General features: G+C 60.0%; 11 protein-coding genes and 1 pseudogene. 5 read left to right on the top strand and 7 right to left on the bottom strand.

The features are described 5' to 3' along the window. The first annotated feature begins 59 nt into the window (after window positions 1-59). The 5 genes and pseudogenes from DJ564_RS10430 to cobA all read left to right on the top strand — a co-directional run bounded on the left by DJ564_RS10430 (window position 60) and on the right by cobA (window position 8,124). Complete coding sequence (locus DJ564_RS10430) at window positions 60-1,271, top strand: NarK/NasA family nitrate transporter (RefSeq protein WP_109628854.1); 1,212 nt, start codon at window positions 60-62, stop codon at window positions 1,269-1,271. A 7-nt stretch (window positions 1,272-1,278) separates the two neighbouring features. Beyond that, window positions 1,279-2,952 (top strand): bifunctional protein-serine/threonine kinase/phosphatase, encoded by a 1,674-nt coding sequence (locus tag DJ564_RS10425; RefSeq protein ID WP_109628852.1) that lies wholly within the window; start codon window positions 1,279-1,281, stop codon window positions 2,950-2,952. Window positions 2,953-3,375: 423 nt separating this feature from the next. Next, window positions 3,376-4,632 (top strand): annotated as a pseudogene (locus DJ564_RS10420) (NAD(P)/FAD-dependent oxidoreductase); the annotation flags it as partial. Between the two features lie 2 nt (window positions 4,633-4,634). Next, window positions 4,635-7,349: a molybdopterin-dependent oxidoreductase gene (locus DJ564_RS10415; RefSeq protein ID WP_371922061.1), complete on the top strand. Its 2,715-nt coding sequence runs from the start codon at window positions 4,635-4,637 to the stop codon at window positions 7,347-7,349. A gap of 10 nt (window positions 7,350-7,359) precedes the next feature. Further along, window positions 7,360-8,124 carry a uroporphyrinogen-III C-methyltransferase gene (cobA, locus tag DJ564_RS10410; RefSeq protein WP_109628849.1) on the top strand — a complete coding sequence of 255 codons (765 nt, stop codon included), beginning with the start codon at window positions 7,360-7,362 and terminating at the stop codon, window positions 8,122-8,124. Between the two features lie 85 nt (window positions 8,125-8,209). Here the strand turns inward: cobA and DJ564_RS10405 are convergent, their stop codons facing one another. The 7 genes from DJ564_RS10405 to DJ564_RS10375 form a co-directional block, all read right to left on the bottom strand. Further along, window positions 8,210-9,244, bottom strand: a complete 1,035-nt coding sequence (locus DJ564_RS10405) for an OmpA family protein (RefSeq protein WP_109628847.1) — start codon at window positions 9,242-9,244, stop codon at window positions 8,210-8,212. A 107-nt stretch (window positions 9,245-9,351) separates the two neighbouring features. After that, window positions 9,352-9,942: an RNA polymerase sigma factor SigX gene (gene sigX, locus DJ564_RS10400; RefSeq protein WP_010456518.1), complete on the bottom strand. Its 591-nt coding sequence runs from the start codon at window positions 9,940-9,942 to the stop codon at window positions 9,352-9,354. Between the two features lie 87 nt (window positions 9,943-10,029). Then, entirely contained in the window at window positions 10,030-10,854 is an 825-nt protein-coding gene (locus DJ564_RS10395) for a mechanosensitive ion channel domain-containing protein (protein ID WP_008027407.1), read from the bottom strand. A gap of 2 nt (window positions 10,855-10,856) precedes the next feature. After that, window positions 10,857-11,105 (bottom strand): hypothetical protein, encoded by a 249-nt coding sequence (locus tag DJ564_RS10390; RefSeq protein WP_007944521.1) that lies wholly within the window; start codon window positions 11,103-11,105, stop codon window positions 10,857-10,859. A 63-nt stretch (window positions 11,106-11,168) separates the two neighbouring features. Further along, the gene (locus tag DJ564_RS10385) at window positions 11,169-12,164 is read right to left on the bottom strand and encodes a zinc transporter ZntB (protein WP_109628845.1); all 996 of its coding nucleotides are present in this window, start codon (window positions 12,162-12,164) and stop codon (window positions 11,169-11,171) included. Window positions 12,165-12,190: 26 nt separating this feature from the next. Next, the gene (gene rraA / locus DJ564_RS10380) at window positions 12,191-12,682 is read right to left on the bottom strand and encodes a ribonuclease E activity regulator RraA (protein ID WP_027922555.1); all 492 of its coding nucleotides are present in this window, start codon (window positions 12,680-12,682) and stop codon (window positions 12,191-12,193) included. Between the two features lie 121 nt (window positions 12,683-12,803). Continuing rightward, a complete protein-coding gene (locus DJ564_RS10375; protein WP_109628843.1) occupies window positions 12,804-13,793 on the bottom strand; it encodes an alpha/beta fold hydrolase in 990 nt (329 codons plus the stop codon). Between the last annotated feature and the right edge of the window lie 77 nt (window positions 13,794-13,870).

Raw genomic sequence — 13,870 nt, 5'->3', positions numbered from 1 at the left:
GGCGCCCCACCTGCAAGCTCCTGACTCCTTCTCGAGACTCCCTACAGCTGAGGTGCGCGATGAATTCAAGCTTCTGGAAATCCGGTCACACGCCGACATTGTTCGCAGCGTTCCTCTATTTCGACCTGAGCTTCATGGTCTGGTACCTGCTCGGCCCACTGGCGGTGCAGATCGCCACCGACCTGCAACTGACCACCCAGCAACGCGGGCTGGTGGTGGCCACGCCGATTCTGGCCGGGGCCATACTGCGCTTTTTGATGGGCTTGCTGGCTGATCGCCTGTCGCCCAAGACCGCTGGCCTGATCGGCCAGGTGATCGTCATCTGCGCCCTGTTCGTTGCCTGGAAACACGGCATCCACAGTTACGAACAAGCGCTGCTATTGGGCTTGTTCCTCGGTGTGGCCGGCGCATCCTTCGCCGTCGCCCTGCCGCTGGCCTCGCAATGGTATCCGCCGCAACACCAAGGCAAGGCCATGGGCATCGCCGGGGCCGGCAACTCGGGCACCGTGCTCGCCGCATTGATCGCCCCGGTGCTGGCGGCCGCCTTCGGCTGGAGCAACGTGTTCGGTTTCGCCCTGATCCCGCTGATCCTGACCATCATCGTCTTCGCCTGGCTGGCCAAAAACGCCCCTGAGCGGCCGAAAGCCAAGTCTATGTCCGATTACTTGAAGGCGTTGGGCGATCGCGACAGTTGGTGGTTCATGTTTTTCTACAGCGTGACCTTCGGCGGTTTCATCGGCCTGGCCAGCGCCCTGCCCGGCTACTTCAACGACCAATACGGCTTGAGCCCGGTGACCGCTGGTTACTACACCGCAGCTTGCGTGTTCGGTGGCAGCCTGATGCGTCCATTGGGCGGCGCGCTGGCCGATCGATTTGGTGGGATCCGCACATTGCTGGGGATGTACACGGTCGCAGCGGTCTGCATCGCGGCGGTGGGTTTCAACCTGCCGAGTTCCTACGCAGCGCTGGCGCTTTTCGTTTGCACCATGCTCGGTTTGGGTGCGGGTAACGGCGCGGTTTTCCAATTGGTCCCGCAGCGTTTTCGTCGGGAGATCGGCGTAATGACCGGTTTGATCGGCATGGCCGGCGGCATCGGCGGCTTCGCTCTGGCGGCGGGCATGGGTGCGATCAAGCAAAGCACCGGCAGTTATCAAATGGCCTTGTGGTTGTTCGCCAGCCTCGGCGTGCTCGCCTGGTTCGGTCTGCACGGGGTGAAACGTCGCTGGAGAACCACCTGGGGTTCGGCCGCTGTGACCGCTGCCCGGGTCTGAAACTTCAATGAGCCTGCAACTGAGTTTTGCCGAAGCGAGCGCCATCGGTCCTCGCGAGGAAAATCAGGACGCCCTGCGCCTGGTCACTCCGGCCCCGGCGCTGGCGGCGAGCAAGGGTTACCTGTTCGCCATCGCCGATGGGGTCAGCCAGTGCGCCGACGGCGGGCTCGCCGCCCGTTCGACCTTGCAGGCTCTGGCGCTGGACTATTACGCCACCCCGGAAACCTGGGGTGTCGCGCAAGCGCTGGACCGCCTGCTGTTGGCACAAAATCGCTGGCTGCAGGCCAATGGCGGTGGGCAACCGCTGCTCACCACGGTCAGTGCCCTGGTCATGCGCGGCAGGCGTTTTACCCTGGCGCATGTGGGCGATTGCCGGGTCTATCGCTGGCACGCCGACACCTTGCAACGGGTCAGCGAGGATCACGTCTGGGAGCAACCGGGCATGCAGCATGTGCTCAAGCGTGCGCTGGGGCTCGATCAGCATTTAGTCCTGGACTTCCTCGATGGCGAGTTGCGCCTCGATGAGAGCTTTGTGCTGCTCAGCGATGGTATCTGGGCTGTGCTGGGTGACACGGCTATCGCGGCGATTCTGCGCGACCAGCCGGACCTGCACAGCGCTGCGCAAACCCTGGTCAGCGCGGCGCATCTGGCCGGCAGCCAGGACAATGCCAGCGCCCTGCTGGTGCGGGTCGATGCCCTCGGTGAAACGAGCATCGGCGATGCACTGATTCATTTGCAGCAATGGCCGCTGCCGCCCGCGCTGAAACCGGGCCATACGTTCGAGGGTTGGCAGGTCGAAGGGATTCTCGGCCAGAGCCAGCAGTCACTGCTCTATCGGGTTCGCGACAGCCAACAACAACCCTGGCTGCTGAAAACCTTGCCCGCTGCGCTGCGCGACGATCATCTGGCCGGGCAGGCATTGCTGTCGGAGGAATGGTTTCTCAAGCGCGTGGCCGGACGGCATTTTCCTGAAGTCCATGCCGCCAGTCACCGTCAGCATTTGTACTACGTGATGCGCGAATATTCCGGATCAACCTTGGCGGAGTTGCACGAACGGGTTGCCGCGTTGCCGCTGGCGCAATGGCAGGATCTGGCCGAGCGCCTGCTGAAAGCTGTCGGCATGCTGCATCGGCGGCAGATTCTTCATCGCGACATCAAGCCGGAGAACCTGTTGCTGGGGGACGACGGTGAGTTGCGCCTACTGGATTTCGGCCTCGCTTACTGCCCCGGTCTGTCCGAGGATCAGCCCTCTGCACTGCCCGGAACTCCCAGCTACATCGCGCCGGAAGCCTTTGGCGGTGAGGCACCGACACCGCAGCAGGATTTGTACGCAGTCGGTGTAACCCTGTATTTCCTGCTGACCGGGCATTATCCCTACGGCGAAATCGAAGCCTTCCAGCGCCCACGGTTTGGCGTGCCTGTCAGCGCCAGCCGCTACCGCCCCGACCTGCCGGACTGGATCGCGCAAAGTCTGGAACGCGCGGTGGCGGTGGATCCGGGTCAGCGCTTTGAAACGGCGGAGGAATGGTTGCTGCTATTAGAACAAGGCGAGCGGCGCAGTTTGAGTGTGCGGCCCAGACCCTTGCTGGAGCGCGAGCCGTTGAAGGTCTGGCGGACGTTGGCGCTGGTGTCGTTGGTGGTGAATCTGGTGCTATTGGTTTTGCTGTTTCACTCATCCTGACTCGAACCAGATCCACTGTGGCGAGGGAGCTTGCTCCCGTTCGACCGCGCAGCGGTCGCAGAATGTTTAGGTCTGCTTCGCAGCCCAGCAGGAGCAAGCTCCCTCGCCACAGGCTCCCCATGCGCCAAGACCGGGCGGCCCGCCTCGAATCGGTGCAGAAACAGTGATTCTGATCCTGAAATCCTACTCAGAACCCACTAAAGCCGAACCCTGAACGACTTGGCACAACCACTGCATTACCTCTCCCAACAGACATAAAGCCCAGCCTTCAAAGACGAAGGGTGCGCTTCCCGAGAGAACGGGACCAGGACAAAGGCGTCCTCGCTAGGCAACTAGCGGGACGCCTTTTTTTGTTTGCGCAAAATATGTCGAGCAAGACCTGACAGCCCAGATGAGGCGGGTCCGAGCTCCCCGGAGAACCTGATGAAGAAATTAAAACTGGTGATGATCGGCAACGGCATGGCCGGGGTCCGCACCCTGGAAGAACTGCTCAAGCTGAGTAACGAACTGTACGACATCACGGTCTTCGGCGCCGAACCCCATACCAACTACAACCGCATCCTGCTGTCGCCGGTACTGGCCGGCGAGCAGACGTTCGAAGAGATCGTACTCAACGATCTCGACTGGTACCTGGACAACCACATCAAGTTGCTGCTCAACCGCAAAGTGGTGGAGATCGACCGGATCAAACGCCGCGTGATCGCCGATGACGGCACCGAGGCCGAGTACGATCGCCTGTTGATCGCCACCGGCTCGACCCCGTTCATCCTGCCGATTCCCGGCAACACCTTGCAGGGCGTGATCGGCTACCGCGACATCGCCGACACCCAAGCCATGATCAACACCGCGAAAACCCACAAGCACGCCGTGGTGATCGGTGGCGGCCTGCTCGGCCTCGAAGCTGCAAACGGCCTGATGTTGCGCGGCATGCACGTCACGGTGGTGCACATTGGCGAGTGGCTGCTGGAACGGCAACTGGACAAAACCAGTGGCCAACTCCTGCAAACCGCCCTGGAAGCCCGTGGCCTGCATTTTCGTCTGAGCGAACAGACCCAGGCCCTGCACGATGCAGGCAACGGCCGGGTCGGCTCGGTTGAATTCAAGAACGGCGACATTATCCCCGCCGACCTGGTGGTCATGGCGGCCGGCATCCGCCCAAGCACGGAACTGGCAGAAAAATCCGGCATCCCCTGCCATCGCGGGATCTTGGTCAATGACACGATGCAAACCTACGACCCTCGGGTCTATGCCATCGGCGAATGCGCCAGCCATCGCGGCACCGCCTACGGCCTGGTCGCGCCGCTGTTCGAGCAAGCCAAGGTCTGCGCCAACCACCTCGCGCAACTGGGCTTCGCCACCTACAAGGGCTCGGTGACCTCGACCAAACTGAAAGTCACCGGCATCGATCTGTTTTCCGCCGGCGACTTCATGGGCGGCGAAGGCACCGAAACCATCACCCTCTCCGACCCGATCAGCGGGATCTACAAAAAACTGGTGATCAAGGATGACGTGCTGGTCGGCGCTTGCCTGTATGGCGATACGGAAGATGGCGGTTGGTACTTCCGGCAGATCCGTGAGAATCACGCCATCGACGAGATTCGCGACCACCTGATGTTTGGCAGCTCTTCGTTTCCGGGGCTGGCCCTCGGCGACGCAGGACACTCCGGCCGGGAAGCAAGCTGATGAACCAGATCACCGCTTCCACCTGCTGCTACTGCGGGGTCGGCTGCGGCGTGCTGATCGAGCATGACGGCGAGCAAATCCTCGGCGTCAGCGGCGATCCGAGCCACCCGGCCAACTTCGGCAAATTGTGCAGCAAGGGTTCGACCCTGCACCTGACCGGCGACCTGACGGCGCGAGCGTTGTATCCCGAACTGCGCCTGGGCAAAGGCCTGGCACGCAGCCGCACCGATTGGGACACCGCACTCGATCATGCGGCCAATGTCTTCGCTCAAACCATCACCGAGCACGGCCCGGACAGCGTCGCGTTCTACATCTCCGGGCAGTTGCTGACCGAAGACTATTACGCCTTCAACAAACTGGCGCGGGCGCTGGTGGGCACCAACAACATCGACAGTAATTCGCGGCTGTGCATGTCGTCTGCGGTGGTCGGCTACAAGCGCAGCCTGGGTGCCGACGCGCCACCGTGCAGCTACGAAGACCTGGAAGTGAGCGACTGCGTGATGATCGTCGGCAGTAACATGGCCTACGCCCACCCGGTACTGTTTCGCCGCCTGGAAGAAGCCCGGTCCCGCCGCCCGCAGATGAAAGTCATCGTCATCGACCCCCGTCGTACCGACACCTGCGATTTGGCTGACCTGCACCTGGCGATTCTTCCCGGGACCGATGTCGCGTTGTTCCATGGGATTCTGCACCTGCTGCTTTGGGAAGACTGGATCGACCGCGACTTCATCCAGGCTCACACCGAAGGCTTGGCCGAACTGAAAAACCTGGTGCGCGATTACACGCCGTCAATGGTGTCGCAACTGTGTGGGATCGAGGTCGAGCAATTACAGGAATGCGCCGAATGGGTCGGCACCTCCAAGACGTTTCTGTCGCTGTGGTGCATGGGGCTGAACCAGTCCACCGCCGGCAGCGCTAAAAACAGCGCACTGATCAACCTGCACTTGGCCACCGGGCAAATAGGCCGTCCCGGCGCAGGACCTTTCTCCCTGACCGGTCAGCCAAATGCCATGGGCGGACGGGAAACCGGCAGTCTGTCGAACCTGCTGCCAGGCCATCGCGAAGCGGCTAATTCAGAGCATCGCGCGGAAGTGGCGGCTTATTGGGGCGTTGAGCAACTGCCGGAAAACACCGGACTTACCGCGATCGAGCTGTTTGAGCAGGTTCGAAGTGGAAAAATCAAAGCCCTGTGGATTGCCTGCACCAACCCCGCGCAATCGCTGCCGGACCAGACCGCTGTGCGCGCTGCCCTGGAAGCCTGCCCATTCGTGGTGTTGCAGGAAGCCTTTCGCACCACCGAAACCGCGGCATTCGCCGACCTGCTGCTGCCCGCCGCCAGTTGGGGCGAAAAGGACGGCACGGTGACCAACTCCGAACGGCTTATTTCCCACGTTCGCCGGGCCATCGTCGCACCGGGTGAAGCGCGCGCCGACTGGGCGATCACCGTGGATTTCGCACAACGCCTGGAACACCATCTTCGCCCCGGCCAAGACAGCCTGTTTGCCTTTGAAACGCCGGCGCAGGTCTTCGACGAATACAAACACCTGACCCGCGGGCGTGATCTGGACTTGTCCGGCATCAGCCATGAACTGATCGACCGCCTCGGCCCTCAACAATGGCCTTTCCCTGCTGGCGCCAGCGCAGGCACTGCGCGCCTGTACCTCGACGGTGTTTTCCCGACTGCCAGCGGGCGCGCGAAGTTTGTGGCTGATCCGTATTGCGCCGCCAAGGAACAACGCGGCGCACACTTCCCGCTGACGCTGATCACCGGTCGCTTGCGCGATCAATGGCACGGCATGAGTCGCACCGGCACCGCCGCGCAGCTGTTCGGACATGTCAGCGAAGCCGTGTTGAGCCTGCACCCGGATGAGCTGAGCCGGCATCGCTTGCAACCCGGCGATCTGATCAGCCTGAAAAGTCGGCGAGGCGCGGTAATCGTGCCGGTCGCCAGCGACGACAACATGCGGCCCGGCCAGGCCTTTCTGCCGATGCATTTCGGTGACCGCTTTCTCAAGGGCGGCGTAAATACCCTCACTCTGCCCGCCTTCGATCCGCTGTCGAAACAACCGGAACTGAAACACAGCGGCGTGCGAATCGAGCCTGTGCACCTGCCTTGGCAGCTATTCGCCCTGGTAGAGGGCAATGTTCAACAGCATTTCGAGACCCTACGACCGCTCTGTGAGGCGTTTTCCTACGCCAGCCTCAGCCTTGTCGGCCGCGAGCGCCCCGCGCTGCTGATACGCGCTGCCAGCGCCATCGCGCCTGATCCGCAATTGCTGCGCGATATTGATCAATGCCTGGCGCTCACCGATGGCCCGGTACTGGCCTATGACGACCCACGCCGCGCCATCGGCAAACGCGTGCGGATCGACAACGGCCGGATCACTGCGATTCGCCTGGCCGGCGAAACCCTCGCCCAACACTGGCTGCAAAACCTTTGGCTTGAGGGGCGCGCCGACGAACAACTGCGGCGCTGGCTGCTGGCACCGCTGAGCGCGCCACCGGGCAACGCTGGAACTGCCACAGCGAGTACAAAAATCCTGTGCAACTGCAAGAACGTCAGCCAAGGCGCGGTCTGCGCCGGCATCAGCCGTGGCCTGGATTTGCAGGGTTTGAAACAAGAATTGGGTTGCGGCACGCAATGTGGCTCCTGCGTCCCGGAAATCAAGCGTTTGCTGGCTGCCACTGCGCAGCCGATCGCCGTCATCTCGTGAGGAAAATACGATGAGCGCAAAAGTCTGGCTGGTGGGTGCGGGTCCCGGCGACCCTGAATTGCTGACCCTCAAGGCGGTTCGGGCGTTGAGAGAAGCGGATGTGGTGTTGATCGACGATCTGGTCAATGACGCGGTGCTGGAGCATTGCCCCGGCGCGCGGATCATACCCGTGGGCAAACGCGGCGGCTGTCGCTCCACGCCTCAAGCCTTTATTCATCGACTGATGCTGCGTTATGTCCGCCAGGGTAAATGCGTGGTGCGGCTCAAGGGCGGCGATCCGTGCATCTTCGGTCGTGGCGGCGAAGAAGCGCAGTGGTTGCGAGAGCGCGGGGTTGAAGTCGAACTGGTCAACGGCATCACTGCCGGGCTGGCGGGTGCGACGCAATGCGATATTCCGCTGACCCTCAGAGGCGTTGCCCGTGGCGTGACGCTGGTCACCGCCCACACTCAGGATGGCAGCAGCCTGAACTGGCAGGCCCTGGCCCAGGGTGGCACGACGTTGGTGGTTTACATGGGCGTGGCGAAGCTGAGCGAGATTCGCGAGCAACTGCTGGCTGGGGGGATGGCAGCGGATACGCCGGTGGCGATGATTGAAAACGCTTCTTTGCCGCACCAACGTGAATGTCGGAGCGATCTGACGGCCATGGAAGAAGATGCCCATAGCTTTGAATTGAAAAGCCCGGCGATTCTGGTGATCGGCGTTGTAGCAGCCGTTGCGACTCCATCTCTGTGGGAGCGCAGCTTGCCCGCGATGACGGCCGATCAATCAGCCTGAATGTCCCTGATTCCCCCTCGCTCACCAAATCGCAGACAAAGAAAAGCCCGGCCTAAGCCGGGCTTTTCTCAGAGCTGCGCGCTAATTACTTAGCGTTAGCTTCAACCTGCGCTTCTACGCGACGGTTTACAGCGCGACCAGCTTCAGTTTTGTTGTCAGCAACTGGGCGGGATTCGCCGTAGCCAACAGACTGAACGCGGGACGATTCAACACCGTACTGGTTGGTCAGAACTTGCTTAACGGCGTTTGCACGACGCTCGGACAGTTTCTGGTTGTAAGCGTCAGGACCGACGGAGTCAGTGTGACCTTCAACAGTGGTGCTGGTCGATGGGTACTGCTTCATGAAATCAGCGAGGTTTTTGATGTCGCCGTAGCTGTTAGGCTTGACTACCGACTTGTCGAAGTCGAATTTCACGTCCAGTTCAACACGAACAACTTCAGCAACTGCTGGGCAGCCATCAGCGTCAACAGTTACGTTGGCTGGGGTGTCCGGGCACTTGTCAACGTTGTCGCAAACGCCATCGTTGTCGCTGTCGGAGCAGACTTCAGCTGGTGCTGGAACTGGAGCAGCAGCAGGCTTGGAGCCGCCACCGAAGTTCACACCGATACCGACGCTTGGAGCCCACTCGGTGTCGCCTTGGTCGATGTTGTACTGAGCTTCAACGCCAGCACGAGCGTAGAAGTTGTCAGTGAAGTACAGCTTGGCACCGCCGCCAACGTTGGCGAAGGTGGAACGGTTACGACCGTTGCTGCCATTCTGGTCGATGCTCTGGTCCGAGAAACCGGCAGAGACGTAAGGACGCAGCATGTCACCTGGGTTGTTGAAGTGGTACAGAGCGTCCAGAGCGGTGTTGGCGCCCTTGATGTTCTTGCCGTCGTCGGAACGAACGTTGTGCACTTCGTCGTAGCCCAGACGCAGTTCTACGTCGTCGGTCAGGAAGTAACCAACAGAACCGCCGAACAGGTTGCCGTTGTTCTTGAAGTTACGAGCGCTGTCGAATTGTTCTTTCTTAGCGAAGCCTTCGATTTCAACTGCGCCTTGGCCTTGTGCCAGAGCGCCGAACGAAGTGGCAGCAATAAGAGAACCAATGGCCAAGCCCAAGGTGTTTTTCAGTTTCATCCGTTAAATCCCCATCTGGTGATTGTGAAGCAGTCCCGCAAACCGGGGGACAACTCGGCGGCAAGTCTATCAGAACTTGCCTACACGTAAGAGATATTTGCGCCGAACTAAGTTTCAGCAATGCCTGCAAATTTCTCACGCAATTTATCTAGAGCACGTTTGTACCGCATTTTTGTTGCACTCAAGCCCATATGCATGATGTCTGCGATCTCCTGAAACTCCAGCTCTGCGACAAATCGTAGCACCAGAATTTCACGGTCAATCGGGTTCACATACACCAGCCAGCGATCAAGTCCACCCTTATCCTCGGGTTTCGGCGTCTTTTCTTCAGACGCTTCCTCGAGGGGGTCCAGACTCAAAGCGTCCATCAAGCGACGCTTTCGCCGTTCTTTCCGATACTGCGTGATGCATTCGTTGTACGTGATGCTGTAGAGCCACGTCTTGAACTTCGATTTCCCCTCGAAGTTCTTCAGGCCATACAACACCTTCAACATCACTTCCTGACAGACATCGTCTGCGTCGCGATCGTTCCCCAGATATCGTGCGCAGACGTTAAATAATGTTCGTTGGTAACGCCGCATCAGTTCTTCATAGGCGCGTGTTACGTGAAACAGCTCGGTATGCGAGCGCGCGACCAACTCCTCATCAGAGAGCTCGCGGGGGTCGTAGCGCGTGGAGAGCGATTGAGCTTTATTCAAAACAAGTCGGGCCGACAGTCAGGTCAATGTCCGCCGCAGCCCTTACAGGGCACTTTGCGGCGGCATACATTAGCAGGGTTTGCCGGGTTAGCGGCTACTCACATGCTGCTCCAGGAGGATCCGATTGGAGAGAGAGACTAGCTCACCCTCATCGGTCAGCAATGTGGTTTTAACCGTGCCGATCTCTTCGATCTGACCTTCGACCTCGCCAACACGCACTTGTTGCCCAACCTGATACAACTCACGCACATAGATTCCCGCAAGAATCTGACCGGCAATTTCCCGGCTTCCCAACCCCATGGCCAGCGCAACCGCCAGACCAACGGTAATCAATACGATCACAATCACATGGTTGAGCAGGTCAGTCTTGACCTCCAACTGGCTGATTGCGACAGAAATACTGATGATAATCACCAGGCCCTGGGCAATTCGCCCCAGGCCCGCGGCGTAATCCAGCCCTACGCCTTCTGCTGCACCACGCACCAGCCCATTGGCCAGTTGCGCCAGCAAAACACCCACCAGCAGCACCAGCGCGGCGCCAAATACTTTCGGCAAATACAGCGCAAGCATATCCAGCGTAGCCGAAACTCGCTCAAGTCCAAGGGATTCTGCGGCAGAAACCAGAAAAATCAGCAGAACGAACCAGTAGACAATCTTGCCAATCAGGGTCGAGATCGGTACTTGCAGGCCGGCCCGGGACAGTAATTTTGTCAGACCGGTGCCACCCATCAGGCGATCAAGGCCCAGCTTGGCGAGCAACTTGGACAGCAAAGTGTCCAAAAGTTTCGCAACGACGAAACCCAACAGCAACACAACCAGTGCGCCGAACAGGTTCGGGATGAAATTTGCCACCTTGGTCCATAACGCAGTCATTGCAGTGACGAGGCTCTGAGTCCAGAGATCAAGTTCCATATTCAATCAGCCTTATCAGCGGTGCGAACGGTAGGTTTACGGTGGCGGGATACCGGCGAGACGTGGGCCGAGCCGTTATTGAGGGCAATCATCAGCGCGGGCAACCAGCGGCCCAGCAGGCTGAACAGATCGCCAGCGCCGACCTGGCGGTTGGCGGTTTTCAGGACACGCCCAAGACACGCATCGTCGTCACGGGTGGACGGCGAAGCGTTCAGCATGTCGCGCAAAGACTGTTCAAACGGATCGTGCATACGCACCTCTCGTGATGTCTGTGAAAGACGCGGTCAAATTTGCCCGGGTCACATGAGTCATCGTCACACCCATCGCAAACGGCGGAATAACCACCACTGCCCGAGCGCCACCGAGACCATCATCAGGCAGGCGATCAGGAAGCCATAAGGGCTTGCCGAGAACGGAATGCCACCGACGTTGATGCCCAACAGACCGGTCAGAAAACTCATCGGCAAAAAGATCCCGGTGATGATCCCGAAGCGGTACATCGTGCGGTTCATGCGCACGCTCAAACGCCTGTCCTCGGCCTCGAGGACCAGCCCCACCCGCTCCCGGGTCAATTCCAGCTCCTCGAGATAACGGGTCAGGCTGTTGTTCAATTCGTTCCAGTAATCACCATCGTCTTCGACGAACCACGGCAGTTTTATCCGCGTCAGCTGCCCGAAAATTTCCCGCTGCGGCGCAAGGAAACGTTTCAGTGCGGCAGCCCTTCGACGGATCTGCAAAATGGCGCCATGCTCGGGCGTATACCGTTCGTCGGCATCCAGCTTTTCTTCTTCCTCATCGACCACTTCCGAGAGGCAACTGACCAGATCCTGCACCTTGTTGGTGAGGTACTGAGCCATATAAAGGATGAGTTCGGAGGCGGTTTTCGGCCCTTTGCCTTCAGCCAGCTGCACCAGCAACTCATCGGTGGCGCGCAATGGGCGCAAACGCAGGGAAATGACGCGTTGCGCAGAAGCGAAGATCCGCACCGAGACCATGTCTTCCGGCTCGGCACCCGGGTTCAGGTTGACCCCGCGCAGAAACAGCAGCAGTTCAGAGTCCGGCAGCGGCAATAGACGCGGGCGGGTGTTCTCTTCAAGCAGCAGGTCACAGCTGAATTCACTCAGACCGCTGGATTTGCGCAGCCAGGTCTGGGTTTGCGGGTGACTGCGATCCCAGTGCAGCCACAGGCTTTCATGGACCTGCAGCTGCAAGTCGTCAAGTTCAGTCCGGGCTATCGAACGCGCACCGCCTTTACCATCCAGCACCAGGGCATGCACCAGCCCCCACTGCGCGTTGTCTTCCTCGAACATCCTCACCCCTTTGTTGATTCGCGGCTTTATTCAGGCATCTTCAGCGGGCTTGGCGAGATGATCACGCCGTTGTTGTCCGCGTAGATGTAATGGCCCGGATGGAAGGTCACGCCCGCAAAGGTTACCGCCACGTTGAGATCGCCGATCCCGCGCTTGTCGGTCTTCATCGGGTGGCTGGCCAGCGCCTGGACCCCCAGGTCGGTTTGCGCGATGACGTCGACGTCACGGATGCAACCGTAGATGACCAGCCCTTCCCAACCGTTTTTCGCGGCTTTCTCGGCGATCATGTCGCCCAGCAGCGCACGACGCAGGGAACCGCCGCCATCGACCACCAACACCTTGCCATTGCCCTTGAGCTCGGCTTGTTCCTTGACCAGCGAGTTGTCTTCGAAGCACTTGATGGTCACGATTTCGCCGCCGAACGAATCACGGCCACCGAAATTGCTGAACATCGGTTCCAGCACCTGCACCAGCTCCGGGTAGGCGTCGCACAGGTCAGGCGTGAGGTAATGGTTCATCGAGAAACTCCTGTAAAGAGGAAGACAATCGAGTGTGTCGCAAAGTGACCGGAACAGCACAATGCGTCATATCTTAGCCTCAAGCCGAACAGAGCGAAATGCCCTTGTTAGAGCATCAGGCTCAGACTGCCGCGGCCAAATCCGGCTTTTCTCCCAGCAAAGGCGTTTGCTGATCCGCCAGCCAACGCGCCACCAACGGCCAGACTTCGGCTTGAGCGGCTTTGCTGACGAGCATTTCCACGTGACCAAAATTATCGCCAAAGCCCTGCTCGCGGCCAAGGTTGATGAATTGCTTGTGTTCGGAACCCACTTGATCGAACAACTTGCGACAGGCCCACGCCGGATCCTGATGATCGCCAGCGGCGCTCACTGCCAGCACCGGCACCTGAACCTCGGCCAATCCCGCCCACCAATCCTTGTCCGCATCGCCGAAGCGTCCGAACAGGCCATACCAGCGCATGCTTTCCAGGGCCAGGCCAATCGGCTCGTCCTCCGGGCCGCGCTTGAGCCGTGAACCGGACAGCTGCGCGAAACGCTTGAGAATGAAGCGCCCGCTCCACTCCACTGGTGGAATCTTCAACGGCCAGTAAGTGCGACTGACCTGCGTGCCGAAGAACGCCGCTGACGCAACCACAGGCTCGCCGATGTATTCCCCACCCAGTGCCGCCGCCAGCGTGATGCCGCCCAGCGAGTGACCGATCCAGTGCGGGACCTGGCCGCTCTGCTCACGCACGAACGCACCAATGGCCGGCAGATCGTAACGGGCGTAGTCGCTGACGCGGTTCTTGCGGTAGTTGTGGTTGCGTTGGGACAGGCCGTGGCCACGCATCTCCGCAATCCAGACATCGAAGCCCAGACGCGTCAGGTAGGCGCCCAGCCCCAGCCCTTTCGGCGAGAACCAGAACCGGCGATTGGAAAAGCTGCCGTGCAACAGAATCACTGGCACGCCGCGCACGGACGGTTCATCGGCCATGCCGAGACGCGTCACAGCCAGTTCGACGGTGCCGTCAGGGCTGTTACCGGGTTTCAAACGATAGACATCTTCGCTCAGATCACCGCGCCGCTCGGCGCTGATCAGGGCGACAGGAAATAGGTTGCTGCTGCTTTGCATAATGCTCTTGCACAAAAAAGGGCGGCATCCAGAGGAGCCCGCCCTACTTGATTCTTAAAGCCTCGGCCACATGACCG

Source organism: Pseudomonas sp. 31-12, assembly GCF_003151075.1.
Lineage (GTDB): Bacteria > Pseudomonadota > Gammaproteobacteria > Pseudomonadales > Pseudomonadaceae > Aquipseudomonas.
Note: the sequence above shows the minus strand (reverse complement) of the source record. Positions and strands in the feature narration are given on the sequence as shown.